The following is a 25,750-nucleotide window of genomic DNA, read 5'->3' as shown; positions in this document are numbered from 1 at the left end:
CCGCGCTGCCACCGCGATGGGCACGCTTGATCTTTAGAAGCAACGCACGTCGGCTTCCGACTGCGCACGCTTCAGCTCTGTACGGGCTGCCTTCGCCGGTGCGCTTTCCCGAAACAGCCCCGCGTTTTCCCCCGTCGTCAAAGACATGCTCTTGAAGGTCTCGGCCGTCTCATAGTGGTCGTAGGGAAGGATCGAGGCGATGACGTCGATCGAGCAGGAACAGCTTTCCAGCGCCTGACGCGTCTGGCCGTTCGTTCGCATGCAGCCGAGCACGTAGTCGACAACCGTTACTGTGGGATAGTCTCCCGCAGCACCTGCCGGGTTTGCGATGGCCAGTGTCGCGGTGAAGAGCAGCGGCAAGGTCGAGAATCCAACATATCTGATCATGAGAAACCTCCGGTTGGTCCGGGTTCGATGCGCCCGGACGAGATCGGCGTGCCAGTTGGCAACGCGCCGTAAAGCCAGTCAAGCACCCATGGGTTCCGTATACGACCAAAGGAGGAAAGGGCTGTCCACGAGCGATAGCTATGGATGACGACTTGATCACCGGCTCCGCGCCCAGGCTCCTACGACCGCTTCGCATCTCGCTCAATACCGGGCAACGGCGAGACTTTTTACATGCCATCCAAGATGGGCAGTGATAAACATTAGCAAATAACCTTGGTGTATATTAAAATCAAAAGATCGCCCGTAAGACTATCTTAATACCGTTCTCGGCCTCCACGGAGGCGTAAAACACTTCATATTAAGTTTGTAGTTCTGTTCATTTCTACATATTGCAGTGCATCATTTAGAATATTGCGGTGCAACAATGCACTAGGCCTTTTTTGCTTGCCTAGCCTTTTGGGATGACATAGCCTTTCCCTGTTTCCGGCTTCAAGGGCGTCACCGTCATTAGGGAGCGGCGACAGTCTTTCGTAGGCCAAAGTGAGGTGGGCAGTAACGGTGCCCTCTGCACATCTGGCTTAGGTCGTGACACGCTGCCGGAAATATTTCCCCCCCGTGAATCGCTTGGGCGAGCCCTTGTGGGCCTGACAGTCGATTCATCACTGTGAACCCCGGGAGGAATTCGGATGCGTGTACTTACGAAAGCTACGTATATTCTAACCACTGCGGCGTTTCTGTCGCTCGGCGCGGCCTATACGGCGTCGGCCAACGAGGATCTTGCAAAGCTCGCTTCGGATGCGAAGAACTGGGCGATGCAGACGGGTGACTACGCCAACACCCGCTATTCCAAACTCAACCAGATTACTGCGGATAATGTGAAGAACCTGCAGGTCAAATGGACCTTTTCCACCGGCGTGCTGCGCGGGCATGAGGGTGGACCGCTGATCATCGGCGATGTGATGTATGTCCATACGCCCTTCCCAAACAATGTCTTTGCGCTCGACCTCAAGAATGACGGGAAGATCCTCTGGAAATACGAGCCCAAGCAGGATCCGAATGTCATTCCGATCATGTGTTGCGATACGGTCAATCGCGGTGTTGCCTATGGTGACGGCAAGATCATTCTCAATCAGGCCGACACCACGGTCGTCGCCCTCGATGCAAAGACCGGCAAGGTCGTCTGGTCGGTCAAGAATGGCGACATGACCGACGGCGGCAAAGGCGAATCCGGCACGGCTGCCCCCGTCGTGGTCAAGGATAAGGTACTCATCGGCGTGTCCGGCGCCGAATTCGGCGTTCGCGGCTGGCTGGCCGCCTACAATCTGAAAGACGGCAAACTTGCCTGGAAAGCCTATTCGGAAGGTCCCGACGCCGACACCCTGATCGATCCCGAGAAAACCACCCAGCTGGGCAAGCCGGTAGGCAAGGATTCCGGCACCAACACCTGGGAAGGCGAGCAATGGAAGACAGGCGGCGGCACGACATGGGGATGGTATTCCTATGATCCCAAGCTGAACCTGGTCTACTACGGCACCGGCAATCCCTCGACATGGAACCCGGTCCAACGGCCTGGCGACAACCGCTGGTCAATGACGATCATGGCCCGCGATGCCGATACCGGTGTTGCCAAATGGCTCTACCAGATGACCCCGCATGACGAATGGGACTATGACGGCATCAACGAGATGATCCTCGTCGACGGCATGGAGGTCAATGGCGCCAAACACGACGTGCTGGTGCATTTCGATCGTAATGGTTTCGCCTACACCATGGATCGCGCCACCGGCGAGCTTCTCGTCGCCAAGAAATACGATCCAGCGGTGAACTGGGCGACGGAAGTCGTCATGGACCCAAAGAGCGAACAGTATGGTCGCCCGCAGGTCGTGGCGAAATATTCGACCCAGCAGAACGGCGAAGACACCAACTCGACGGGTATTTGCCCGGCGGCGCTTGGAACGAAGGATCAACAGCCAGCTGCCTATTCGCCGAAAACCGGCCTGTTCTATGTTCCGACCAACCATGTCTGCATGGACTATGAGCCGTACAAGGTAAGCTACACCGCCGGTCAGCCTTATGTTGGCGCCACAGTGTCGATGTACCCGGCACCTGGCGGCGACGGCAGCATGGGCAACTTCATTGCCTGGGATGCGGCCAAGGGCGAGATCGTCTGGTCGAAGCCTGAGAAGTTCTCCGTGTGGTCGGGCGCGTTGGCGACAGATGGCGACGTCGTCTTCTACGGCACGCTCGAAGGCTACATCAAGGCGGTCGATAAGGACGGCAAGGAACTTTACAAGTTCAAGACCCCGTCCGGCATCATCGGCAACATCACCACGTACGAGCATGACGGCAAGCAGTACATCGCCGTTCTGTCCGGCGTCGGTGGGTGGGCAGGTATCGGTCTGGCAGGCGGTCTGCTTTCGCCTGACAACGCTGCTGCCTGGCATGGCGCCGTCGATCAGGGCCGTGCGCAAGGCGATCAGTCCGCGGTCGTTGGTACCGCTGGTCTGGGTGCCGTCGGCGGCTACGCGGCACTTGCCGACTATACGACGCTGGGCGGTCAGCTCACCGTCTTCGGTCTCCCGGACTGACGGGCGGGGAACCTTAAGCACGCCTCAGGTCTTGTTGGACCGGAGGTTTGAAAAACGAGAGCCCGGATCATCCGAAACCATGGCCGGGCTCTCGATGCGGTTGCACCCCCGACACACCGATCAATGCCGGCCACGGCAGCAAAACCGTGTCCACGGCAAATGAAGGAAGCGTTTGAATGTCCGTTCGCATTGTAATTTCGGCTTTCGTCCTGGCTCTGCTGCCTCTGGCAAGCTCAGGCGTGGCGTGGGCCGAGGACAGCATGGAAAAAGCCAAGGCGGTGAAGCAAGAAGGCGGCAAGTATTTGGATGCGGATGGAAATCCGACCTACAAGATCGAGAACGGAACCGTCGACTGGTACACGTTCAGCGGCTACCGCCGGTATCACTCCGATTGCCATGTCTGTCACGGACAGGATGCGACAGGTTCGAGCTACGCGCCGGCCCTGGTCAACAGCTTGAAAACCATGGACTACGCCACGTTCCTCTCGATCGTCGCCGAGGGCCGCAAGAATGTCGGCGGCGGCAAGGAAAACGTCATGCCTGCCTTTGGCGACAACAAGAACGTCTATTGCTACCTGGACGATCTCTATGTCTACCTGCGCGCGCGCGCCGATGGTGCGGCGCCACGCGGCAGGCCGCCCAAGCACGAAGACAAGCCGCAGGCGGCGAAGGATGCCGAAGCATCCTGCATGGGCGGATGACATGAACGGCTGCGGTGCATTGAAGCTGCGCGTCGTTCTGCCGATTCTAGGCGCGCTGGCCTTGTTGCCATCGAACGCGCAGGCGCAAGGCGCCGGCCTCGGCGCGGCGGGAGAACTGGTCGATCCCGACATTCTGCGCGTCTGCGCCGATCCTTCGAATATGCCCTTCACCGACAAGAGCGGCGAAGGCTTCGAAAACAAACTTGCCGAACTGGTAGCCGCGAAAACCGGACGGAAGTCCGTCGCCTATACCTGGTTTCCACTTGTCACCGGCTTCGTTCGCAACACGCTGGGGGCCAACCGATGCGACATCATCATGGGCTATGCCCAAGGCGATGAACTGGTGCAGAACACCAACGCCTATTATCGCTCCACCTATGTGCTGGTCTACCCGAAAGGCAACGATATGGAGGGCGTCGAAACGATCGAGGATCCCAAACTCACGGGCAAGACGATCGGGGTTGTCGAGCGCACGCCGCCAACCGCCAACATGGCCGCCAACAAGCTTCTGCGGACCGCCAAGATCTATCCGCTTGCGGTGGATACGCGTGTCACCCCCTCCATGGGGGAGGTCATGATCAAGGACATGCTGGCCCACAAGATCGACGCGGCGGTCCTGTGGGGACCGATGGCAGGCTACTATGCCAAGCAACTTGGAGCCGATGTGGCGATTGTTCCGCTGGTAAAGGAAAAAACCGGCTCGCGCATGTCCTACCGCATCACCATGGGCGTACGTCCGTCCGACCAGGAATGGAAGCGGACGCTCAACCGGGTGATCAGGGAAAACCAGGCGGAGATCAACAGGCTCCTGCTGAGTTACAACGTGCCGCTGATCGACGAACACGACAAACCGATCACCCAATGAAGGGAAGGGAGACTGTTTTTTTGCTGGTCGCTGCGAGCCTTATGGGTCTGGCCGAACCGACGCGGGCTGGCGAGATCGCCGAACCCAACGGGTACCGGATGGACGACTATCGGGCGCCGGTGCCGCCGACGCTGCAAGGCGCCAGGGTGGTGACGACGGCGGAAGCTGAAGCGCTGTGGCGAGCGAAGAAAGCTGTCTTCTTCGACGTGATGCCGAACACGCCCAAGCCGACCAATTTGCCGGCAGGAACGATATGGAGAGACAAGGTTAGAAAGGACATTCCAGGCAGTACATGGCTGGCCAACGTGGGATACGGCGCTATTTCGCAAGAGACCACCAGCTATTTTCGCCAAGGCCTCGAAGCCAAGGCCGGCACGGACAAATCGCGAGCGATTCTGTTCTATTGCATGACGAATTGCTGGATGTCCTGGAATGCCGCTAAACGGGCGATCGAGTGGGGCTACAGTTCGGTAATCTGGTATCCACTCGGCGCTGATGGGTGGGAAGGTGCAAATCTTCCGCTGGAGGTGAAAAAACCATATGAAACGAACAATTGAAGAAAGGCTATGCAATTATTCCAGGTAGTTTTGCTTTTCGATTTTTCAAAACCTACTTTTTCATTTGTCCATTTTGAGACGTGATGGACGAGCCATTGCTTTGGTGCCCTGCAATGGTTGGCTAACAACAGGGATCGGTCCCTACGGACTGGTATAAGAGGAGAAATGTCATGAAGAAGAACTGGAAAAAACCGACCATGTGCCAGGTTGCTGCGGGCATGGAAATTTCTCGGTATCTGCCTGCCGAAATTACTCCCAAGAGGTAGGCCGCAGAGGTGCGTGTCCCTGGCAACAGGGGCACGCATCCCCGCAAGGGTTTTGGCGAAAGGTTTTGACGCGTGTAGGGCGCGCGCGGCACTTTTCAGGGCTGCAAATTGCCTGCTGGTCAGAGAAGCCGCGGGGCGGGCATTTTCATGCGTTTGAGGATCATCGGATCGGCGGCAGGCGGCGGCTTTCCGCAATGGAATTGCAATTATCGTCTCAGTCGTGCGGCCCGCTCCGGGATGGCTGGCGTGCATTCACGAACCCAATCAAGTGTCATCGCCTCGGCGGATGGGGTCGGCTGGGTCCTTTTCAATGCCTCACCCGACATTCGCCAGCAGATCGCGGCAACGCCAGAGTTGCAACCTGCGGGCGACGCGCCGCTGCGCTCGACCCCTATCCGCGCGGTGGTGCTGACCAATGCCGATGTCGATCATATCGCCGGACTGCTCAGCCTGCGCGAGCGGCAGCCTTTCGCCATCTATGCAACGGCGCAGGTTCTGGCGACGCTGGAGGCGAATTCGATTTTCAACGTTCTCGATCCGGCGGTCGTGCCGCGGCGCATCCTGCCGACAGCGAAAGAATTGGTCATCTGCGATGCCGAAGGCAGCGAGACCGGCGTGATGATCGAGAGCTTTCCGGTGCCTGGAAAGATAGCACTCTATCTGGAGGACAAAGACCATCCGGATGCCAATTTCAGCTCCGACGCCGGTGACACGATTGGAGTCCGAATTGCGGGTATTGGCAGCCGCGATTCTGTCTTCTACATCCCAGGCTGCGCGCGCATCGATGCGACGCTGCGCGCGCGTCTTTGCGATGCAGCCTGTCTTCTGTTCGACGGCACTGTCTACACCGACGACGAGATGATCGTCGCCGGCGTCGGTCAGAAAACCGGCACGCGCATGGGGCATCTGGCGATTTCGGGAGACGCGGGTTCGATCGCCAGCCTGGCCGATGTGAGGCTGGGCCGCCGCGTCTTCGTCCATATCAACAACACCAATCCGATCCTTGACGAGAATTCGGCCGAACACGCGGCGGTCAAGGCGGCAGGCTGGGAAGTCGCAGGCGACGGCATGGAGATGGAATTTTGAACGATTTCCGCGATGCGGCCAAAGGCGGCCTGTCCACGAGCGATCTCGAAGCCGTGCTGAGGCAGGTCGGCGCCGAGCGCTACCACAATCATCATCCCTTCCATCACAGGATGACCAGCGGCGCGCTGTCGAAGGCCGAGATGAAGGCCTGGGCGCTGAACCGTTATTGCTACCAGGCTGTCATCCCGCGCAAGGATGCCATGATCCTCGCACATGCCGAGGATCCGGCGTTTCGCGCCGCCTGGCGCAAACGTATCGAAGACCATGATGGCGAGGACGGCTGGAGCGGCGGTATCGCGCGCTGGCTGCATCTGGCAACCTCGCTCGGCCTGGATGCCGAGGCCGTGAAGAGCGAAAGGCTGGCACTGCCGGCGACACGGTTCGCCGTGGGGGCATACCTCTCCTTTTGCACCAACCGAACGCTGTTCGAGGCGGTCGCGTCGTCGCTGACCGAGATGTTCTCACCGCTTATCATCGGCGAGCGCGTACCGGCGATGCTGGCCAAATACGATTATATCACCGAGGATACGCTGGCCTATTTCAAGCAACGGCCCGAACAAGCCTCGCGCGACGCCGACTTCGCCCTCACCTACGTGCTCAGCCATGCCGATACGGCGGAACGCCAGCAGCAGGCAATAGATGCGCTGGTGTTCAAATGCGATATACTCTGGGCCATGCTTGATGCGCTTCAACACGCCTATGGCGAGCCGGGAAACATACCGCCCGGCGCCTTCCGCCCCGAGGCAGCCCCATGATGATGCTGCGCGAAAGAGCCTTGGTGTCGCTGGGATCGATACCCTTCCTGCCGAAGCACGTGCGCATACAGTACGATTCCGTGCGGCAGGCATTCGCCGTGCTGTCACCGGAGAGAATATTCTGGCCGAACGATATCAGCCTCGACATATTGCGGCGCTGCGACGGACGGTCCACGGTCGGCGAAATCATCGCCGGCCTTGCCACGGATTATGAGGCCGAGGAGGAGGCCGTGGCGGCCGACGTCATCGCCTTCCTGCAAGAGTGGTCGGACAAGCTGCTGGTGAAGCTATGAACACGCCCCTCCTCCCTCCTATCGGCATGCTGGCGGAACTGACACATCGCTGCCCGCTGCAATGTCCTTATTGCTCCAACCCGCTCGAATTGCAGAAGGCCAATCGCGAACTCGACACACAGACCTGGCTCAGCCTGTTCTCGGAGGCCGCCGATCTCGGTGTTCTGCAGGTGCATCTGTCAGGCGGTGAGCCGACGCTGCGCCGCGACCTCGAGCAATTGATCGCCGGACTTTCAGCGCGCGGCGTCTATACAAATCTGATTACCGCGGGCGTCGGCATCGCCGAAGGCCGCATCGAAGCATTTGCCGAAGCCGGGCTCGACCATCTGCAATTGAGCTTTCAGGGCGCACGGCCTGAGACCACCGAACGCATCGGCAACCACAAAGGCAGCCACGACAAGAAGCTGGAGACGGCACGCCGCGCGCGAGCTGCCGGCTTGCCTCTCACCATCAACGCGCCGATCCATCGCCATAACATCGAGGAGGTACCGGAGTTCATCGATCTTGCCCTTTCGCTGGACGCGGAGAGGCTCGAGATCGCCAACGTCCAGTACGCTGGCTGGGCTTTGATCAATCGCGATCAGCTGATGCCCGAGCGTGCAGCAGTCGACCGGCAGGCGGAAATCGTCGCGGAAGCACGCGAGCGGCTGGCCGGCATTATCAACATCGATTTCGTGACACCAGACTATTTCGCCATCTACCCCAAACCGTGCATGGGTGGCTGGGCGCGTGACGCGTTCATGGTGGCGCCTGACGGCACCGTGCTGCCGTGCCATGCCGCGCAGACGATCCCGTCGCTCAGCTTCGAGCGTTTCAAACCACACACCCTCTCCTCGATCTGGGCCGATTCGCCGGCGTTCAATGCCTTCCGCGGCACGGACTGGATGCAGGAACCCTGTCGCGGCTGTGAACGACGCGAGATCGACTGGGGCGGTTGCCGCTGCCAGGCGATGGCGATCGCCGGCGATGCCGCCGCAACGGATCCGGCTTGCGCGAAGTCGCCGATCCACGCGCGCATGGCGATGCTGATCGACGAAGCCAAGCGTACCGCGACAGTTCCTTCGGAGGACGAACCATTCACCTACCGGCGTATCGGCGTCGTGACCGAGCCCGCCTGACAGGTTCTTTCATTCCGCCGTATTCTCGCGCTCGCGCACTGCGTCGGCGAAAGCCAGGGCATCGCGATTGATCCCGACATTGTGCACACGAAAAATCGAAGCACCCTTCAACCGCAGGATGACGCTGGTTGCAACTGTGCCAACGTCCCGCCCTTCGTCGCTTTCGCCGACCAGGTGATGGGCAAGCCTCTTGCGCGAGGTGCCGACGAGCCATGGAAAACCAAGAGCGCGCAGTTCGCCGAAGCGAGCCATGAGTTCAAGGTTCTCCTCTCCGCTCTTGGCGAAAGCGAAGCCTGGGTCCAGCACGATGCGGTCGTCCGGGATGCCGGCGTTGCGCGCGATCTCCAGCGATCTGTTCAGGAACAGGAACTGGTCGGCGATTACATCGGCCAATTTTTCCCGGTCGCGCCCGGTGTGCATGATGACCAGGCCAGCGCCAGCTTCCGCCGCGACGTGCGCAATGTCGGGTTCGCGCTGCAGGCCGTGTACGTCGTTGACGATATGTGCACCCGCCGCGACCGCGAGACGCGCCGTCTCGGCCCGATAGGTGTCAACCGAAACGATGCAGTCGCCGTCCGACGACAGCGCCTCGATGATCGGGAGGATACGCGATTGTTCCTCAAGCGCCGAAACGCTGCCGGCGCCGGGCCTGGTGGACTCGCCCCCGACATCAATGATCGCCGCGCCCTCGCCGATCATACGCCGTGCCTGTTCGAGTGCCCGCTCCGGCCGATCGAATTCTCCACCGTCGGAAAAACTGTCCGGCGTAACGTTCAAGATCCCCATCAGTAACGATCTCGCACCAAGATCGAGATACCGTCCATGAGCAAGTTGCCAACGGTTCATCGGGCGAGCGCGGCGAGCATCGACGCCACGCCTCCCTGGTGATCGCTCGGACATAGTCTACCGGGTGCATTCTCGCGAGGGATGCTGAGCTCCATGCCACGCAATACCGCAGTTGGTGTCGTGGTCATCGTCATTGTGGAATTCGCGTCGTATTCGATCTTTCGGTCGCCCAGGCTATCATAACCCCACAGTGCGAGAAGCGAATGTTCGGGCGCCGCAGGGTGTGCGAGAGCCGCCGAGGAAGGAACCACGGAGATGGCAATGGCAATTTCGATTTTCGGCTGGTGTCGTCAGTTCGGGCCAGAGATTAACGGAGCCATCGCTGCATAGGCGTCTGCCTCAATGAGTATGGACGGTTTCACTCATGCGCAATATGTATGAGGATTAAGCCTGCCGTGGCGCTCACATTTTTGCCCGCATCGCTAAGGCAAGTAATGCTCGTTCAATGACGCTGCTAACGCCGCCCGCCTAAGTGTCGATATCAGGGGATCTGGTCAATGACCGACAACAAGTCAGACGTTACCAAGGATTGGCAAGCGACGCAGGGCCAGAAGTCCTCCGCCACGCGTCTTCGTCTTTTCGCCGCACTCTCGTGGATCGTCGCCATTGGCGGCGAAATCTACGGGATTATGCTGCTTCGCCAGAACAAATTCGATCAGGCACACCTGCCGCTGATCATCGGCCTTCTGGTCGGCATCGCGATTTTCGCAATCGCCGGCAACTTGCTGTGGAAGGCGGCGAACAGGCATGATCCGGCCCGTGCATCCGACACGGCCAGGTTCTTCTTCCAAAACCAGCTCGGCGCAATCATCACGCTGATTGCCTTTCTCCCGCTGGTTTTCCTCATCCTCACCGACAAAAACATGGACCCGCGGACCAAGAAGGTTGCCGGCGGCGTCGGCGCTGCGCTGGCCGTGCTCGCGACGATCATGGGGATCAGCTTCAAACCCCCGTCGGTCGAACAATACACCCAGGATATGAACGCATGCGCAGCCCAGATCAAGTCGGGGCAGCCCACCACTGCCTGTTCGCCCGACGTCGCCGCTCAGGCGCAGGCGATCGCGACGGACACCGCCGCGGTGGCGGCGGCGACGCGAGACGCGAGCCACCCCGCAGGTCAGGACGTCGTCTACTGGATCGCGCCCGAAAACGGAGCCGCGAAGTCCACCGAGCCGCATGTTTTCCACCTCTGCGCAGGCGTGAGTCCGCTGAAGGACAAGACCGTGAATAGTGGCTCCGTGACGGAAGCCTACGCACAGAACGCCGTCCGCATCACGAAGCAGATCGATATGGAACAGAAGCAGTGCGGGTTCACAGCCACAACCAGCACCAACTGAACCTGGCTGCGCTCGATCGCGTCCAGCCGTTGGTCTTGTCGAGAGAGGCGCGCAAGCGCAGGTCGGTATCGACTCGCCGGAGCAACGCTATTTGCCATGGCTCAGAGCCCTAGCAGTCCGGCATGGCGTTGCTTGCCAACAGTGACGGCCCGATGTCTCGGTCGAGCGTAAAAGCGCTCGCAACGCTCGCCGTCGGACTCATCGATGAAGCTTTCGACATGTTTGAATCCAAGCTTCGCAAATATCCGCACCGAGGCAAAATTGCGCGCCGCCGCTTCGCCCGTCACCCGTTCAAGCGCCAGAGTTTCGAAAGCGTAGCGGAGAACTTCGCGCGCCGCCTCGCTGCCCAGTCCGTGCCCCCAATGCGCACGCGCGAGCACAAATCCCAATGCAGCTGCCTTGGCGTCGGTTGCGCCGAAGGACAGGGTTATTGTCCCGATCGCTTCCGAAACTCCTACTTGATCTATGGACCACTGGATCGCCGTACCGTCAGCGAACCGCTGACGCGAACGGGCGAACCATCGCTCGCCCGCGCTTATGTCGTCGGGAACAGGATCGCCGGCAAGAGAGGCGGATTCGACATCCGTCGCGCGCGCAAACCATGCCGGGATATCCCGTTTTCTCGGCGCCCGAAGCACGAGCCTTGGTGTCGTGAGCTTGGGAAATCGGACAGTTTCCATCGAAGCATTTTCCACCTGAGGCGGCGCCAATGATAGCCGGAAAGCGGCGACCAGAAAGCCGTCGGCAAGGCGGGCCGTCAACCCGCCAAGCGTCAGTCGCGCGATATGGACAGTCCCGCGAAAAGCGGAGCGTACGCCGCGAGCCTGCGGGACACGAACTCGGTGAAGAGCCGCACGCGCTTCGTCTTGCGTGTCTCCCCCTGCGTGAGAAGCCAGAGCGTTCCGTACATGTGCAGGTCGGTACCCGGCACCCTCACCAGCAGGGGGTCGGCATCTCCGACGAAGCACGGCAGTGTCGTGATCCCGAGCCCTTGCCGTACCGCAACGATCTGTGCCTCGGCGTCCGTGGTCCTGAATGGAACCTCCGTGGTGCGAACCTCGCCCTCGCGAGCCCAGTCCGGAATTCCATGAATGCTTATGACGATCCACCGGACGGGATCGGGCGCGCCCGCATGCCAGGCGGCGAGTCGATCGCGGGACATATAGACGCCGCCGAACAACTCTGGCCCCTTCAGGCCGTGAAGATTGAGCGGCAGGGTTTTGCGGTCATAGACGACGCGGATCGCCACGTCGGCCTCTCGGTTGGTCAGATTTGCCAGCTCCCCGGACGACAAGACGTCCATCTCGATGTCCGGATGCAGACGCGCGAACTCGGCGAAATCAGGCATGAGCAGGTGTGTCGCAAGGGTCGGAGCCAATGTCACCCGCAGAAGCCCGCGCACGCTCTGGTCGCGCCCGAAGACGCGTGTCTCCAACTGGTGCGACGACGCTTCCATCTGGTTCGCGAGCTCGAGCACCTCCTCGCCCGCAGCCGTCAGGCGGTAGCCCGAAGGCAGCTTTTCGAACATCTGCGCCCCAAGGCGTTCCTCGAGCTGTCCAACGCGTCGCAGCACGGTCGAGTGGTTCACACCGAGGCGCTCGCCGGCGGCCCGCACCGAGCCTCCGCGCGCCACGGCCAGAAAATAGCGAACATCATCCCAGTCGATCATGGCGCGATCCCGCACCGCGCGGTGCGCTTTCCAAAGCCCGTATCCAACGCAGTCGTACAGCAGTGTGGGCAGTTATCATAGCTTATGTCGACGAGCGCGGCCCAATTCCGAACGACGGATACCAATTCGTCGCGGCTGGCGGCAGTCGTCCGACCGGATCGATTTTGCACCACCGATGTGCGCACTTCCGCACTCAAAGCCTGACCCCTGCAGACTTATTTCCAGGCTCTCGGGGTTCTTCCCGAACGATCAAAGGCAGAGCCTGGAAGGAAAAGTCATGGGAAAGCTAAACGGGAAGGTTGCAGTCATCACCGGCGGCGCTACCGGCATCGGCCGCGCCGCGGCAAAGCGCTTCATCGAGGAGGGCGCCTTCGTCTTCATCTTCGGCCGCCGGCAGGAAACGCTCGACGCGGCTCTGGCCGAGCTCGGGCCAAATGCCCGCGCGGTGACGGGCTCGGTCTCGGATGAGGCCGACCTCGACCGACTCTACGCGACGGTGAAGGCCGAGCGCGGAACCCTCGACATTGTCTTCGCCAATGCCGGGGCGGGAAGCCAGCTTGCGCTCGGCGAGATCACCGCCGAGCACATCGACGAAACCTTCGACACCAATGTGAAGGGTACGATCTTCACTGTCCAGAAGGCGCTGCCGCTGATGGGCCAAGGCGGTTCGATAATCCTGACCGGATCGAGCGCCGGCACCACGGGCGCCCCGGCAATGAGCGCCTACAGCGCGAGCAAGGCGGCAGTGCGCAACCTCGCGCGGACCTGGGCGGAGGACCTGAAGGGCACCGGCATCCGGGTCAACGTGCTGTCGCCCGGGGCGACCGCGACCGAACTCGCGAAAGAAGCGCTGGGCGAGGAGGGCCAGAAGATCTTCGCCGCGATGACACCGCTCCAGCGAATGGCTGATCCGGCGGAGATCGGGGCCGTCGCCGCCTTTCTCGCGTCGTCGGACAGCAGCTTCATGACCGCCAGCGAGGTCGCCGTCGACGGCGGCCTTGCGCAACTCTGAGGCGCCACGCCCGGCCGGCACTCCATTCAATTAACCAGCGCCGTTGAGGGCCGGGAATCGACATCAACACGGATCGGAGAAGTATTATGAGCTATGCAATTGTAGGATTCGGCAAGATAGGCCAGGCCCTCGCCCAGGCCTTCGCCCGTAAGAAAATCAAGGTGGCCGTCGCGAGCCGCCGGCCGCCCGAGGCATTGGCGCCGCAGGCTCGGGCGATTGGACCCACGGTCATTGCCAAGTCGCTGCGGGATGCGCTCGAGGCCGACACAATCATCTTGGCGGTCCCGTTCTGGGAGCATCGCGAGGTCGCGAAAGCCCTGCCGAACTGGGAAGGCAAGACGGTCATCGACGCGATGAACACTTTTGGAGTTCTCCCCGAAGAGCTGGACGGTCTGCCGTCCTCCGCCTTCGTCGCGAAGGCGTTCACCGGCGCCAAGCTCGTCAAAGGGTTCAATCACCTGGCTGCGGCCACCCTGGCTGCCGATCCGATCGTCGAGGGCGGCCACCGGGTCGTCTTTCTGTCTGGTGACGACGAGGACGCGACCGCCGCCGTGGCGGCCTTGGCCAAACAACTCGGGTTCGCACCCGTCAAGCTGGGAAAGCTCGACGAGGGTGGCGCGCTTGTGCACGCACGCGGCCGCACCTGGGGCCACCTCATCTTCCAGGATTTGTTCAAGAAGGAGCAGTAGTCAATCTACAACCGCGTGATCAACGCCGAGACCTGGTCGCGCGCTAACTTCTTCGAGCAGCGCGCGACCGAATATTTGAAGACCACAAGGTCGCGAAGGCTGGGGTGGGCCTAACGGCGTATAGGCGCCGTTCGAAGAGCGGGGAGCGGTCAAGCCTGCGCCATGCGGCGGCCGCAATTGGTCGTAGAGCTTTGGGCTGCGGACTAACCGATTGCGCCGGCAGCAATGCCATGCGGCGGCGCAAAAAGGCACTTGGTTGCTGGGCAACGCCCTAAAAGGGCGGAAGTACCGCGGTCACTCTAATGATCCCTGACCAGCTGCATGAAAGCCTCTATCGGACGTAGCGTTTGGCGAACCTTCAGACACGCCGCGAAGGATTGCGTGAACGGCTTGTGATCCGAGATCGAAAGCGCCGTCAAACGATCGTCCGGAAGGTACTCGGTCCTGGAAACAATACCGGCGCCAAGGCCGGCGATGGCACGGTCGACGGGCGGGCCCATCGGCGCTTCACGGTTCGGCCACAGCACGATGCCATCATATTGCTTGGCGATCACGTATCGATCACCTGGCCCATCTTGTTGTCGTCGAACTCGGCGTCGATGACCTCCAGTTCGATATTCGGATGGCGCTTGGCTTCCCAGGCGGCGGTGTCGGCGAGGCTGATCAGCCAGGGATGGTTGAAGCCATGGAAGACCAGGCCGATGCGACATTTCTTGCTGGCGTCGAGCACCGGACCTTCAGACAACGGCAGATAATCCGTGAAAGGCGCCTTGATCTGCAGCTTGCTGTAAGGGCCGACGAAGCTGGCGCCCATGCCCGGCTTCCAGACGAATCCGCCGGCGAGGTCGCCGACCGGATAGACGTCGAGATAGTCCCGGAAACCGTCGTCCGACACCTTGGTTTCGTAGGTCTTCAGCCGCTCGGTGACGGGCGGTGAAAGCGGTGTGCCGGTGGGAACGTGGAACAGTCCCTGATGCAAAGGACACTCCACCGTCTGGCCGTCGATATAGCCTTCCGAAAGGAAGGCGTGGGCGTGCGTACAAATGCCTGAAGTGGCGTAGAACTTGCCGGCAAAATTGAAGATGGCGATACATACCCCCTGGTGCTCGATGCGCGTCGCATCGTCGACAGGAAGACTGTCGGCACGGATCGCCTGGATCCACTGCCTGCTTTCTGGATTAGTCTGCGTGTCCATGCGCCTCCCCATATCCGTTTTGTTTCGTTTATTTTCGTTCTCTTTCCTTCGCTCGCAAATTCATTGTGGAAATAGAGATATCGATGAAACCCCATGCCGAGTGATCGACCACAGGCAAGCAATCGCCGAAAATACAGCTGCATGGCAGCCGGACGCGGCGGTATGTAGGCACGGAGATCTATCGGAGAATTCGAACCGGTCGTGCCCGAGACGATGCGCCAAGCGCCAATCTGGTGATCAGAAATGGCCCTCACGATCCATTGCGATGCGAACGGCCGGAAGGGCCTGCAATTCGTGAACGGAACACTTCCAAAGGAGCCGGAAACGCGAACTTGGAAGCGGGCTGCCCAAAGCAGCGTCAAGCCGGCAATTGGCGACGACAGCGACTTGCTAGCTCGCTTCGAGATGGAAAAATCGTCTGGTGCAGATGTACCAAAACACTGATCCCGTATGCCGAAGATCGTGGACCGTGAATGGCTTGTCTTATGACATTTGCTGCCGAACGGGTCAGAAAGGAACCGCCGGGAGAGGGTAGCCGCCCTCCCTCAGCGGCGAGGGTCGGATCGGTGGAATTGCGGACCGTCTGACGGGTCGAGCTAGAGTCGGATCGCCCTCGTCTTTCCTTGAGGCCTGAACGGATACCCGGAGATCGGCTCCGGATGACAAGCACAGGACAAGCGAAAGATGACCAACGATACCATCGGGGTCGACATATCGAAAGACCATCTCGACGCCCACAGGCTGAGCGACGGTGCGAGCCGCCGCTTTGCCAACGACAATCCCGGCCACAGGGCCTTCGTGACGTGGCTGGGAGAACCCGACGCTCACATTGTCTACGAGCCGACCGGCCCGTATCACCGCGCCCTTGAACGCAGGCTGGCTGCGGCAAGCTTCGCGCTCGTCAAGGTCAACCCGCGCCAGGCCCGGCGCTTCGCCGAGGCCACCGGCAGGCGCGCCAAGACCGACCGGCTCGACGCCGCCATGCTCGCCCGCATGGGTGCGCTGCTCGATCTGGAGGCGCGGCAGCCGCGCAGTCCGCTCCTCAACGATCTCAAGGACCTGCACATGGCGCGCGAGGCGCTGGTGAAGAACCGGATAGCGGCGAGGAACAGGGCCAAGACGCTGACCCTTCCCATCCTCAAGCGCCACAATGCCCAGCAGCTCAGGCAGATCGAACGTCAAACGGCCGCTGTCGAAAAGGCGATCATGGCGCTCATCCAGGCCGATTCCGATCTCTCCCGCCGCTTCGCCATCCTCGTCTCGATCCCGGGCGTCTCGGCAATCACCGCCTTCGCACTGCTCATCGACATGCCCGAACTCGGTACGCTCGGCCAGGCTCAGGCCGCTTCCCTCGCAGGTCTCGCTCCGCTCACCCGGCAGTCCGGGCAGTGGACCGGCCGCGCCTTCATCCGCGGCGGGCGGGCCAATGTCCGACAGGCACTCTACATGCCCGCCCTCGTCGCCATGCGCTTCAATCCCAATCTCAAGACCAAGTACGATCAGCTCAGAGCAGCCGGCAAAGCCGCAAAGGTCGCAATCACCGCAATCATGAGAAGGCTCATCCTCCTCGCAAACGCTCTGCTCAGGGATGGTCGAAACTGGACCCCATCCCTTCCTTGACCAACACGGATACTCTAGCGGTAACCTTCTTCGCCCGAACGCTTCCTCGGAAATGGAGTCAGCGGGAAGCGTCATCAGAAACGTCCGTAGTCGATCACGCTGCTCTGGCTGCGCGAGCTTGCGATCGAGATATTCCACCCGCTGTTCTTCGAGCTTGGCCAGCCGCCTGCTCGGCACGCCGCTGGCGGGCAATCTCCACGAGCCGTGCCCGCTCGTGGGTGAAGCGGAACACGCTTGTTCGTTCAGATCGCGGCGAGCGCGATCTTTCGCAAATCGTCGGCGTAGAGTTCCGGCGTTTCCCAGGCCGGAAAATGCCCGCCACGCGGAAAGACGGTGTAACTCCGCACATTGTAGAGCCGCTCGGCCCGCTCGCGCGGCGCGAGCGCCAGATCATGTGGCCACATCGCGACGGCGGTGGGAACATGCACGAAGTCATCTGCCCGCAACGGCGGCCGCAGCCGGGCGGCATCGTAATAGTAGCGGACAGACGACCCGATCGTGTTGGTCATCCAGTAGATCATCACGGTGTCAATCAAGGCTTCGAGGGGCCAGACAGAGAAGACGTCGCCATCGCAGTCCGTCCAGGCCCGGAATTTCTCGACAATCCACGAGGCTAGGCCAACAGGACTGTCGGCAAGCCCAAAGGCGAGAGTTTGTGGCCTCGAGCTCTGGATCGCCTGATAGCCCCCTTCCTCCCGGCTCCACAGTTGGAGGCGCTCGTCATAGTCGATCTCGGCCTTCGACAGGGGCGATGCATCTTCTGGAATCGGCTTCGGCGCGACCGCCGAGACATGGAGAGCCAGCAAACGCGCCGGATACCGAAGCGCTATCCGGGTGGCAAGGCCGGAGCCGATGTCAGTCCCGGCCACGAGGAACCGCCCATAGCCCAGCATCGTCATCAACTTCGGATAGAGGTCGCTGGGCTCCGCCTCGTAGGGCCGGGTTGGCCTGTCCGAGTAGCCGAAGCCGGGCATGGTGGGGATCACGACATCGAATGCCGGCGTTCCCTGGGTAAGCAGCGGTGCTATACGCTGAAACTCCACGAAGCTAGACGGCCAGCCGTTCATCAGCAGTAGCGGGATCGATCCCCTTTGGCCGCTGCGAAAATGCAGAAAGTGTATGCCATGGCCGTCGACCGTCGTCCGGAAATGGGGAAGCTGGTTAAGCCGGTCTCGTCGCTGCGCCCAGTCATAGCCGTCACGCCAGAAATCGATGAACTGGTTGAGGACGCCGCGCTCGGTTCCCATGGTCCAGTCGTCAGTTACCGCGTCGGCCCAACGCGTCCGTGCGAGGCGGCTACGAAGGTCAGCGGCCTGGTCCGCATCATAGGGAATCTGGAAGGGAGTGATCATGATCGATTCCTTGGCTGTAGTGCAGCGGAGGGCTGATGTCGGTGGTTCAGCCGATATCGACGTTCATAGCGAAGTTCCAGGTGCCGGCGCCGTTTTTGGCGAGGCCAATCATCATCAAACCGAGCGCCTCCACCGTCTGGGCCATGTGCAAGCCGCCCACGTCGAGCGGACGCAGCCCGAGACTTTCGAGGAACGTCGAGACGCGCGCTTTCGCCTCCGCATCGTCGGCTGCGATGAACGCGTCGAGGCGTCCACCCTTCGCAAGCACGTGACCAAAGATCGTGTTGAATGCCTTCACAACATGCGCGCCGGCGGGGAGGCCCTTTGCGGTCTCCTGCGCGCCGGAACTGCCGTGGGGCGTGACGAGGCCCGAGAGGTCGGGGGCAACCGGGTTGGCGATGTCGACGATCACCTTGCCATCGAGCGCTTTCCCAAAGTCGGCTACCGCCGCCGCGGCACCGCTGTACGGCACGGCGAGGATGACGATGTCGCCCGCGGGGACGGCGCCGTATGTTCCAGTGGTCGCTCCGACTCCAAGTTGGTCGGCGAGCACCCGCGCCTTGGCGGGGTCGCGGCTGACAACCTCGACGGTATGTCCGGCCTTGGCGGCACGGCCCGCGATCGCGGCGGCCATGGCTCCTGAGCCGATGATGCTGATAGTGCTCATGTGTTGTCTCCTTGTGAGTTGGGTGGACGGATCACGGGATCGCGATACGATCCGCCGGGAAGTAATGGCCGTTGTCGAGGTCCTCGAGCAGGCCCGGCTGAGCTGGCTCCCAGCCGAGCGTCTGGCGGGTGATGGCGTTGGACGCCGGAAGGTCCAGCGTGACCAAGTTCGCGAGAAAGCCGAAGAAGCCCGGCAACATCAGTACGTCCGCAGGGATGGGCACAACAGGCATGCCCATACGGCTGCCAATGGCCTCAGCGATCTCGCGGAACCGGATGCCCTCGCCCTCAATCCCGTGCCAATATTTGCCAGCCGGCCCCTTCTCCAGCGCCAGGCGGAACAGGGAGGCCAGGTCGCGGGCATGCACAGCCGGCCAGAGGTTCGCGCCGTCTCCGGGGTAACCGATTACGCCCTTCTCCTTCGCGAGACCGATCAGCAGCTGGAGGAAGCCGGCATCGGTCGTGCTGTGCGCGATGGGAGGAATTCGGACGACCGAAGACCGCACGCCCCGTCCCGCTAAGCCGATCACGGCGAGTTCCACGGCGTTGCGAACCCGCAGGGTGCCCTTGTATGCTTCGCCGCCGGGAAGAGCCGGATCTTCCTCGGTGGCTGGCAGGCCCAGGCCTTCCCACCCCGGCGAGCCGATGCTCCCTGAGACGACGAGCGGCTTTCCGGTCCCCGCCAGCGCCTCGCCGTAGGCGAGCATGATCTGGAGCTCCGCAGCTGCCACGGCGTCGATCCCGCCGGAGGGCAGCAGGTCTTGCCGGTGCGCGACGTGGATGACGCCGTCGGACTCCGCCGCCGCGACCTTGAGCCCATCGAGGTCGGTGATATCCCCGCGACGTACCTTGGCGCCGAGTGCCGATACCGCAGTCGCGGACGTGTCCGACCGGGCCAGGCCAATGACCTCATGTCCGGCCGCGATGAGCTCGGGGATGACATACGAACCGATATGGCCGGTCCCGCCAGTAACGAAAACGCGCATGCTGCTGCTCCTTGGGTAATGTGATGCGAGACGTGGTGCCGCGGGCTCAGCCGAGGAGGCTGACGCGGATTGAGAAGTTGGTGTGTTTGACGGAGTGGGTCATGAGGCCCAGCCACAGCATGCAGGCGTGCTCCAGCGTTCGGGCCATAATCAGCCGCCCGGTATCCATCGGACGTAGTCCGAGGCTGTCGATGAACGCCGAGACGCGCGCCTTCGCTTGAGAGTCGTCCCCGGCGATGAACACGTCCAAAGGATGGCCCCCGATTGGACCGGCAGCCAAGACTCGGGCGTTCTGGGTGTTGAACGCCTTGACGATAGTGGCATTGGCAGGAGCAACCTTGGCGATCTCCTGCGCGCCGAAACTGTCTTCAGGAGTCAAGAAACCCGTGAAGTCGGATTTGATGGGGTTGGTGATGTCGACAATGAGCTTGCCTGCCAGCTTTTCGCCGTACTGCTTCACCACGTCGAGAACGGCCGAATAGGGAACCGCCAGGATGACAATGTCCCCGACCGGAGCGGCGCCAAACGTTCCGGTCGTCGCGCCGGCTCCGACCTGCTCGGCCAGCGCCCGCGACTTGGCACCGTCGCGGCTCATCACCTCGACGGTGTGTCCGGCCTTGGCGGCAAGGTCGCCGATCGCTGCGGTCATACCGCCTGACCCGATGATGCTGATAGTGCTCATGTTCATTTTCCTTGCGGGGCGGCAGCGCCTTTGTTGCCATTTGTGCAGACGCACCCTATTTAGTGGTTCACCGATCCGCTTAGTAACCGGATCATCGATCCACATATACGGATCACTGATCCGCTTATCAAGGCATCTCATGCGAGCCGACGCAAAAAAAAATTACAGCCATATCCTCGCGGTCGCGCGTGACGTCGTCGCCGAGCACGGTATCAATGCGTCCATGCGCGATATCGCCCGTCGGGCCGAGGTCGGGTTAGCCACGCTGCTTCGTCATTTCCCGACGCGAGAAGCCCTGTTCGAGGCGCTGCTGTGTACGAATCTGGACGCACTGACTCAGAGGGCAGATGAACTCGAAACCTCGGATTCGCCTGACGAAGCGCTCATCTCCTGGTTCCAGGAGTGGTTGGCGTTCGCCCAAAGCTATAGGGGCGTCGTCGCCATGATGGCCGCCGCCCACACGAATCCGAACTCCGCTCTTTACGCTTCATGCGCAGCGGTGCACTCGGCGAGCGCGCGACTGCTGCTCCGCGCACAGGCCGAAGGCGCGGCGCGGCTCGACATGAATGGGGATGACCTGTTCGCCCTGATGACGGCGCTCGGCTGGGCGGTCGACCAACCCTCATTCGCGCCGCGGGCCGATCATCTCTTTCGCATCATTACGGGCGCCATCCTGGCGAACCCGTCGACCGGATCGGCTTCTGCTGCGCTCGACCGTCAAAACTAAGTATTCATCATACTGCTGACGAGAGGCGGAGCACTTCATCGTTTGCTTCCAAGCATCACCTCGGCCGCACGCATCGGATAGTGCTCGATCCGATGCGTGCATCGTGTCCCTGCCGGTGGGGACGTCATGTTCATCAGTCAAATTTGACCAGGTCCTTGAAGACCAGCCGGCCCCAGTTGTTCCTGCGCGCCTGCACGAGCAGTCGCCTTCGGAAAGCCCGCCTAGCTTTATCGGCGCAAAGCCGAGATTTTCCGCGAGCGTACCAATCTGCGCCGCGGCGTCTTCATCATCGCTCGCCAGGAATATGACTCTCCTGCCGCCCTTTACGGCCGGATCCTGGTCAAGGATGGCAGCGATCAAATGATTGAAACCCTTGACCAGTTTGCACCTGAGAAGGCCTGCTCAATGAACTTGGAAGACGGCTGTCAGAGTTGGGCTAGGCCGCCGTCGACCGCTACCTCGCTGTCATGAAGCTGCTGTCCGATGAGGCGAGGAAGGGTGCCGCCGCCCCGAGCTCTGCCGGATCGCCCATGCGCTGAAACGCAGTCATTGAGCCGTAAGCCTTCAAGCCGTCCTCTCCGAGCGCTTCGGTCGCGAGTTCGGTCGCGATGCAAGCGGGAATAGCTGCAAAGTCCAAGCTGAAACGTGAGTGTACCGCTTCTCAGGCCGCATACGGAACGGCCGGTTTCGGAATCGCCGTGCACACTCCTGACCGACGACAATGGGGCTGCCGGCTTGCGAGTTGAGCCGCCTCTCCTTAGGGCCGCCATCTGTCAGGTTACGATCACCAGAAGGCGCAAGCGAACAGAGTGATTGAAAAGGAACTCGATTTGCTGTCGCGAACGAACTCGGTCGCCTCGCGCGCCAATTTGCTGTCCGGGATCTTGATCCTGGAAATCACGTTACCATTCATTATTCTGCTCCATCAATTCTCGAGAACGGCCTGGGGCGTATTCCGAAAGCTGATGGCCATTCGGTTGTAGCTGTTCATCAGGCTGATCGCGATCGTCAGGTCGACGAGCTGCTTTTCATCGAAGACGGCACGCACGGCTTCATAGGCGGCGTCCGGAACCCCGGTCTGTGCAACATTGGTCACGCTCTCGGCCCAGCGAAGCGCGGCGCGCTCTCTCTCGCTGAACAGGCTGCCGCCTTCCTGCCAGGCTTGCACCAGCGCGATCTTCTCGATCTTCACGCCCTTCTTGACGAGGTCACGCGTGTGCATGTCAAGGCAATAGGCGCAGTTGTTGATCTGGGAGACCCGCAGATAGACGAGCTCGACCAGTTCGGCAGGCAAGCCGCTCTGGAGAACATAGCCGTAGACGGTGCCGAGCGCCTTGGCGCCGCTCGGGGCGATCTGGTTGTAGTCGAGCCTCTTGGCCATCGTTCCGATCCGTTCAATTGAGGGGAGTAGTGAGGGCCTTGTCGTCGGAATCGACGACGAAGACCGCAAGCAGCTTCGCTGGCCTGGTCTTGCTGGCGTTGCGGCTGACCGAATGGTTGCGTTGGGCAGCTCCGACCAACTCTCGCCCGCTTTGTAGATGCGGGTCTCGCCATCGTTCACCTTGGACTCGATCTCGCCCGAGACGACATAGGCGAAGATAAAGGCGGACCTGGCATGCCGGTGCGGCTGCGAAGCGGCGCCCTGCGCATAATCGACCTCGACGACGACCATCGATTTGCCGGGGATGTTGGGGATCACCTGCTCGAACTTCGGCGTGACCGTCTCCGATTGGTCGTCGCGCGCCCAGGCCGGCCCGACGATGGCAATCGCGGCGCAGGCGGCGGTGAAAATGGCACGAATTCGCATTGGCATCTCCTTGCCCGTCTAGATGCCGACGAATCGGGCCAGGAAAAAGCACCAAGAACGCAAAAAAATCGTGTACTGAGGCTTCATGAGCAAGCCGCTGGACCTGGATTTGGATCGCGCCGCCAAGACTTCCCTTGCGGAGCAAATTCGCAAGGGCGTGGCCGTCGCAATCGAGGAAGGCGCGCTGGAACCAGGCGCACGGTTGCCCTCATGGCAGGACCTGGCAGCACAGCTGGGCGTCGCGCGCGGCACCGTCCGGACCGCCTATGAGAAGCTCGCGGCCGCCCAGTTGATCGAGGCAACGCCAGCTGAGGGAACGCGCGTCGCACAGCGCCCCCGCACCGTCGCGAAATCCGAGCCGGTGCCGGATGAAGGCTCCTTCATGCGGATTTATCAGGAGATGACGCAGGGTCCCCGGATCTTCCAGATGGGCATCCCCGCAAGCGATATCTTCCCCGCCACCTTGTTCGCGCGGATACGCGCGCACGCCATCCGCGCCGAAGCCGCTGCCGCCGCCCTCTACCCCGATCCTCGCGGCGAACTCGAGTTGAGGCGGGAAATCGCTGGCTACCTCGCCGTAGCACGGGGCATCATCTGTCTGCCGTCGCAGGTCATTATCACTGGAGGTTTCGGTGCGGGGCTCGGCCTGGCGCTATCCGTTCTGAAGCTGGCGGGGGAGACCGCCTGGATCGAGGAGCCCAGTTTCCCATGGACCCGAAAGGGGCTCGAACTCGCCGGTTTGTCTCTCGCTCCGGTCCCGGTCGATTGCAACGGCATCGATCTCGATGACGCACTGTGCCAGCATCCGACCGCGAAGCTTGCCCTGGTCACACCGGGTCAACATGCGCCGCTCGGCTCGACCTTGTCGCTCGAGCGGCGCCTGCGCCTGCTCGAATGGGCAGCTTCGACCCAGGCCTGGGTGATCGAAGACGATTATCTGAGCGAGCTTCAGCTGACCGGCAGGGCCGCGCCGGCGCTCGCGTCGCTCGACCGCGACGGGCGCGTCATTCACATCGGGTCCTTCAGCAAGACAATCAGCCCGACCCTTCGGCTGGGTTTCGCGATCGTGCCGGCCAGCCTCGTATGCGCTTTCGCTGAAGTCGCGGCGTGCTTAGCGCCCGCCCCGGGACCGGCAGTGCAGCTCGCGACCGCCGAATTCATGCGGGAGGGCCACTATATTCGCCATCTCCGCCGCACGAAGCGGGCCTATGTCGCAAGGCGCGCGACGTTGCTCGAGCAGCTTTGGGCGAATGTGAATGCCGACCAGATTGCAACGCCGGGCCTGGCCGTGCTGCTGAAGCTGCCGAGGGAAATATCGGACATTGCCGTGGCGCGCGAGGTTTCGGCCTTCGGGATGTCGCCCGCACCGCTCTCCGCGTGGTATGCGTCGCCCGCCACTGCCGAATCCGGCCTCTTGCTCGGGGTCGCCACCACGCCGGGCAAGAACCTGGCAAAATCCTGTGATCGGCTCTTCGAGGCGATTAGGCGGATCGACGGCGGACAGCCGATTGAGACTGCTCCAAGTAAGACGTTGCTAGGCAGCGACACTCGTTGAAACAAGCGACCACTGAACGAGGCCGTCTATGGTAACGCGAATCTTCGCCGGCAGCGCCTTTGTCTGCGGCCACAGGACGCTGATCGGCAGTTCGCCGCCTGACAGGCCCTCCAGGACAATCTGAAGGGCCCCGTCTTGAAGATCGCCTTCCACCATCCATGACGGAAGTTGCGTCAGACCGTGTCCTGCCTTAGCGGCCATTAGCACCGTCTCGAAATCCTGCAGTTCATGCTTGACGGGGACGGCCTGCCGCGCTGTCGAGCCGTCGGGTTGCTTCATCAGCCAGGCGATGCGGTTGCCTTGCCGTCGTCCGACGATGCAATCGTGTCCGGCAAGATCGCTCCAGGATCGCGGAACGCCCCGCCGTGCGAGATAGCCAGGTGCTCCGACTATCACCGTCTGCTGGACCCCAATCTGTCGCGCGACGAGGTCGGTCGAATCCTCAAGATTGCCGATACGCACGGCGAGGTCGATGTTTTCGCCGATCAGGTCGACCCGCCGGTCGGTGAAGCTGACATTGAGGTTCAGCGCTGGATAGCGTTTCGCAACCCCTAACAGTACGGGCATGACGTGCAGTCGACCGAACGCCGTCGGGAGATCGATGCGGACTTCGCCGCCAGGCGTGTCCCGCGCGAGCGCGAGGGCGCTCTCGCCACGCTCAAGTTCGTCGAGTGCCGCGACGCAGTGCTCCAGCCAGGCCTCTCCGGCAGGCGTCAAGGTCAGGCGGCGGGTCGTCCGGTGGAGCAGCTTGGAGCCCAAGCGCGCCTCCAGACGCGACACCGCCCGGCCGATCGCGGACTTGGCCATGCCCATTTCCGCCGCAACCGCGGTGAAACTACCGAGCCGAATAACGGCTACGAATTCGGCGATGCCATCGAAACGCGAGTTCATCCGCCTATTGTAGCTTCAGACGCAATAGTGAGTCCACCAGGCCGGCACTAATCTGCTGAGGAGTATCCCTTTATATCTTCTGGAGCTTTAATTCTCCACA

At 61.5% G+C, this 25,750-nt stretch carries 27 protein-coding genes and 3 pseudogenes; 15 read left to right on the top strand and 15 right to left on the bottom strand.

Annotation, left to right across the window (positions count from 1 at the left end; translation table 11 throughout):
- Positions 1–33: 33 nt before the first annotated feature.
- Positions 34–387 carry a hypothetical protein gene (locus tag LB547_RS24505; protein ID WP_140498241.1) on the bottom strand — a complete coding sequence of 118 codons (354 nt, stop codon included), beginning with the start codon at positions 385–387 and terminating at the stop codon, positions 34–36.
- Positions 388–1,199: 812 nt separating this feature from the next.
- Here LB547_RS24505 and LB547_RS24500 point away from each other — a divergent pair.
- From LB547_RS24500 to pqqE, 8 genes are all read left to right on the top strand, one after another.
- Positions 1,200–2,975, top strand: a complete 1,776-nt coding sequence (locus tag LB547_RS24500; protein WP_319023031.1) for a methanol/ethanol family PQQ-dependent dehydrogenase — start codon at positions 1,200–1,202, stop codon at positions 2,973–2,975.
- Between the two features lie 176 nt (positions 2,976–3,151).
- The gene (locus LB547_RS24495) at positions 3,152–3,676 is read left to right on the top strand and encodes a c-type cytochrome, methanol metabolism-related (RefSeq protein ID WP_140515133.1); all 525 of its coding nucleotides are present in this window, start codon (positions 3,152–3,154) and stop codon (positions 3,674–3,676) included.
- Positions 3,648–4,541: a substrate-binding domain-containing protein gene (locus tag LB547_RS24490; RefSeq protein WP_140515132.1), complete on the top strand. Its 894-nt coding sequence runs from the start codon at positions 3,648–3,650 to the stop codon at positions 4,539–4,541. Before LB547_RS24495 ends, LB547_RS24490 begins: the two co-directional genes overlap by 29 nt.
- Positions 4,538–5,098, top strand: coding sequence for a PQQ-dependent catabolism-associated CXXCW motif protein (locus LB547_RS24485; protein ID WP_140515131.1), 561 nt, complete (start codon positions 4,538–4,540; stop codon positions 5,096–5,098). Before LB547_RS24490 ends, LB547_RS24485 begins: the two co-directional genes overlap by 4 nt.
- A 413-nt stretch (positions 5,099–5,511) precedes the next feature.
- Entirely contained in the window at positions 5,512–6,450 is a 939-nt protein-coding gene (gene pqqB / locus LB547_RS24480; RefSeq protein ID WP_140665679.1) for a pyrroloquinoline quinone biosynthesis protein PqqB, read from the top strand.
- Positions 6,447–7,205 carry a pyrroloquinoline-quinone synthase PqqC gene (gene pqqC / locus LB547_RS24475; protein ID WP_140498254.1) on the top strand — a complete coding sequence of 253 codons (759 nt, stop codon included), beginning with the start codon at positions 6,447–6,449 and terminating at the stop codon, positions 7,203–7,205. Before pqqB ends, pqqC begins: the two co-directional genes overlap by 4 nt.
- A complete protein-coding gene (gene pqqD / locus LB547_RS24470; protein ID WP_140665675.1) occupies positions 7,202–7,498 on the top strand; it encodes a pyrroloquinoline quinone biosynthesis peptide chaperone PqqD in 297 nt (98 codons plus the stop codon). Before pqqC ends, pqqD begins: the two co-directional genes overlap by 4 nt.
- Positions 7,495–8,616, top strand: coding sequence for a pyrroloquinoline quinone biosynthesis protein PqqE (pqqE, locus tag LB547_RS24465; RefSeq protein ID WP_140557402.1), 1,122 nt, complete (start codon positions 7,495–7,497; stop codon positions 8,614–8,616). The genes pqqD and pqqE overlap by 4 nt, the downstream gene beginning before the upstream one ends.
- Positions 8,617–8,625: 9 nt before the next feature.
- Here the strand turns inward: pqqE and folP are convergent, their stop codons facing one another.
- On the bottom strand, positions 8,626–9,402 hold the full coding sequence (gene folP, locus LB547_RS24460; protein WP_246678596.1) for a dihydropteroate synthase: 777 nt from the start codon (positions 9,400–9,402) through the stop codon (positions 8,626–8,628).
- Between the two features lie 557 nt (positions 9,403–9,959).
- Between folP and LB547_RS24455 the strand changes: the two genes are divergently transcribed.
- Positions 9,960–10,799, top strand: coding sequence for a hypothetical protein (locus tag LB547_RS24455; RefSeq protein WP_140557399.1), 840 nt, complete (start codon positions 9,960–9,962; stop codon positions 10,797–10,799).
- Between the two features lie 101 nt (positions 10,800–10,900).
- On the opposite strand, the gene LB547_RS24450 is transcribed toward LB547_RS24455, so the two are convergent.
- Both LB547_RS24450 and LB547_RS24445 read right to left on the bottom strand, forming a co-directional pair.
- Complete coding sequence (locus LB547_RS24450) at positions 10,901–11,560, bottom strand: GNAT family N-acetyltransferase (protein WP_224655930.1); 660 nt, start codon at positions 11,558–11,560, stop codon at positions 10,901–10,903.
- A gap of 11 nt (positions 11,561–11,571) precedes the next feature.
- On the bottom strand, positions 11,572–12,468 hold the full coding sequence (locus tag LB547_RS24445; RefSeq protein ID WP_140762912.1) for a LysR family transcriptional regulator: 897 nt from the start codon (positions 12,466–12,468) through the stop codon (positions 11,572–11,574).
- A 277-nt stretch (positions 12,469–12,745) separates the two neighbouring features.
- Between LB547_RS24445 and LB547_RS24440 the strand changes: the two genes are divergently transcribed.
- Together LB547_RS24440 and LB547_RS24435 are read left to right on the top strand one after the other, a co-directional pair.
- On the top strand, positions 12,746–13,480 hold the full coding sequence (locus tag LB547_RS24440) for an SDR family NAD(P)-dependent oxidoreductase (RefSeq protein ID WP_140762909.1): 735 nt from the start codon (positions 12,746–12,748) through the stop codon (positions 13,478–13,480).
- Positions 13,481–13,566: 86 nt separating this feature from the next.
- Positions 13,567–14,169, top strand: coding sequence for an NADPH-dependent F420 reductase (locus tag LB547_RS24435; protein ID WP_140557393.1), 603 nt, complete (start codon positions 13,567–13,569; stop codon positions 14,167–14,169).
- A 299-nt stretch (positions 14,170–14,468) separates the two neighbouring features.
- Here LB547_RS24435 and LB547_RS24430 read toward each other — a convergent pair whose 3' ends face one another.
- Together LB547_RS24430 and LB547_RS24425 are read right to left on the bottom strand one after the other, a co-directional pair.
- The gene (locus tag LB547_RS24430) at positions 14,469–14,723 is read right to left on the bottom strand and encodes a hypothetical protein (protein WP_140524723.1); all 255 of its coding nucleotides are present in this window, start codon (positions 14,721–14,723) and stop codon (positions 14,469–14,471) included.
- On the bottom strand, positions 14,720–15,364 hold the full coding sequence (locus LB547_RS24425; protein WP_181173460.1) for a non-heme iron oxygenase ferredoxin subunit: 645 nt from the start codon (positions 15,362–15,364) through the stop codon (positions 14,720–14,722). The genes LB547_RS24430 and LB547_RS24425 overlap by 4 nt, the downstream gene beginning before the upstream one ends.
- Before the next feature lie 243 nt (positions 15,365–15,607).
- Here LB547_RS24425 and LB547_RS24420 point away from each other — a divergent pair, with 243 nt between their 5' ends.
- Both LB547_RS24420 and LB547_RS24415 read left to right on the top strand, forming a co-directional pair.
- Positions 15,608–15,808 carry a hypothetical protein gene (locus LB547_RS24420; protein WP_140762907.1) on the top strand — a complete coding sequence of 67 codons (201 nt, stop codon included), beginning with the start codon at positions 15,608–15,610 and terminating at the stop codon, positions 15,806–15,808.
- 240 nt (positions 15,809–16,048) lie between these two features.
- Complete coding sequence (locus LB547_RS24415; protein WP_181171713.1) at positions 16,049–16,984, top strand: IS110 family transposase; 936 nt, start codon at positions 16,049–16,051, stop codon at positions 16,982–16,984.
- Between the two features lie 242 nt (positions 16,985–17,226).
- Here the strand turns inward: LB547_RS24415 and LB547_RS24410 are convergent, their stop codons facing one another.
- From LB547_RS24410 to LB547_RS24395, 4 genes are read right to left on the bottom strand one after another with little or no spacing between them, the layout of a single operon-like run.
- Positions 17,227–18,336, bottom strand: a complete 1,110-nt coding sequence (locus LB547_RS24410; protein ID WP_140762904.1) for an epoxide hydrolase family protein — start codon at positions 18,334–18,336, stop codon at positions 17,227–17,229.
- 46 nt (positions 18,337–18,382) lie between these two features.
- Entirely contained in the window at positions 18,383–19,003 is a 621-nt protein-coding gene (locus LB547_RS24405; protein WP_140762901.1) for an NADPH-dependent F420 reductase, read from the bottom strand.
- 31 nt (positions 19,004–19,034) lie between these two features.
- Entirely contained in the window at positions 19,035–19,988 is a 954-nt protein-coding gene (locus LB547_RS24400; RefSeq protein WP_140762898.1) for an SDR family oxidoreductase, read from the bottom strand.
- 46 nt (positions 19,989–20,034) lie between these two features.
- Positions 20,035–20,670, bottom strand: coding sequence for an NADPH-dependent F420 reductase (locus LB547_RS24395; RefSeq protein WP_140560459.1), 636 nt, complete (start codon positions 20,668–20,670; stop codon positions 20,035–20,037).
- A gap of 139 nt (positions 20,671–20,809) precedes the next feature.
- On the opposite strand from LB547_RS24395, the gene LB547_RS24390 reads away from it, so the two are divergent.
- Positions 20,810–21,397: a TetR/AcrR family transcriptional regulator gene (locus LB547_RS24390; protein WP_140524731.1), complete on the top strand. Its 588-nt coding sequence runs from the start codon at positions 20,810–20,812 to the stop codon at positions 21,395–21,397.
- Between the two features lie 133 nt (positions 21,398–21,530).
- Here LB547_RS24390 and LB547_RS24385 read toward each other — a convergent pair.
- The 4 genes and pseudogenes from LB547_RS24385 to LB547_RS24370 all read right to left on the bottom strand — a co-directional run.
- Positions 21,531–21,822 (bottom strand): annotated as a pseudogene (locus LB547_RS24385) (NADP oxidoreductase coenzyme); the annotation flags it as partial.
- Positions 21,823–22,016, bottom strand: a pseudogene (locus LB547_RS24380) (SDR family oxidoreductase); the annotation flags it as partial. It abuts the pseudogene before it with no gap.
- A gap of 306 nt (positions 22,017–22,322) precedes the next feature.
- Entirely contained in the window at positions 22,323–22,778 is a 456-nt protein-coding gene (locus tag LB547_RS24375; protein ID WP_140498278.1) for a carboxymuconolactone decarboxylase family protein, read from the bottom strand.
- A gap of 13 nt (positions 22,779–22,791) precedes the next feature.
- Positions 22,792–23,204, bottom strand: a pseudogene (locus LB547_RS24370) (cupin domain-containing protein).
- An 85-nt stretch (positions 23,205–23,289) separates the two neighbouring features.
- Between LB547_RS24370 and LB547_RS24365 the strand changes: the two are divergent.
- The gene (locus LB547_RS24365) at positions 23,290–24,759 is read left to right on the top strand and encodes a PLP-dependent aminotransferase family protein (protein WP_140762895.1); all 1,470 of its coding nucleotides are present in this window, start codon (positions 23,290–23,292) and stop codon (positions 24,757–24,759) included.
- On the opposite strand, the gene LB547_RS24360 is transcribed toward LB547_RS24365, so the two are convergent.
- The gene (locus tag LB547_RS24360) at positions 24,739–25,650 is read right to left on the bottom strand and encodes a LysR family transcriptional regulator (protein WP_140498281.1); all 912 of its coding nucleotides are present in this window, start codon (positions 25,648–25,650) and stop codon (positions 24,739–24,741) included. The two genes, LB547_RS24365 and LB547_RS24360, sit on opposite strands and share 21 nt — an antisense overlap.
- Positions 25,651–25,750: the final 100 nt, after the last annotated feature.

The sequence above is a fragment of the Mesorhizobium sp. B264B1B genome (assembly GCF_020165765.1).
In the GTDB taxonomy this organism is placed as follows: domain Bacteria; phylum Pseudomonadota; class Alphaproteobacteria; order Rhizobiales; family Rhizobiaceae; genus Mesorhizobium.
This window is presented reverse-complemented; position numbering and strand designations above follow the sequence as displayed.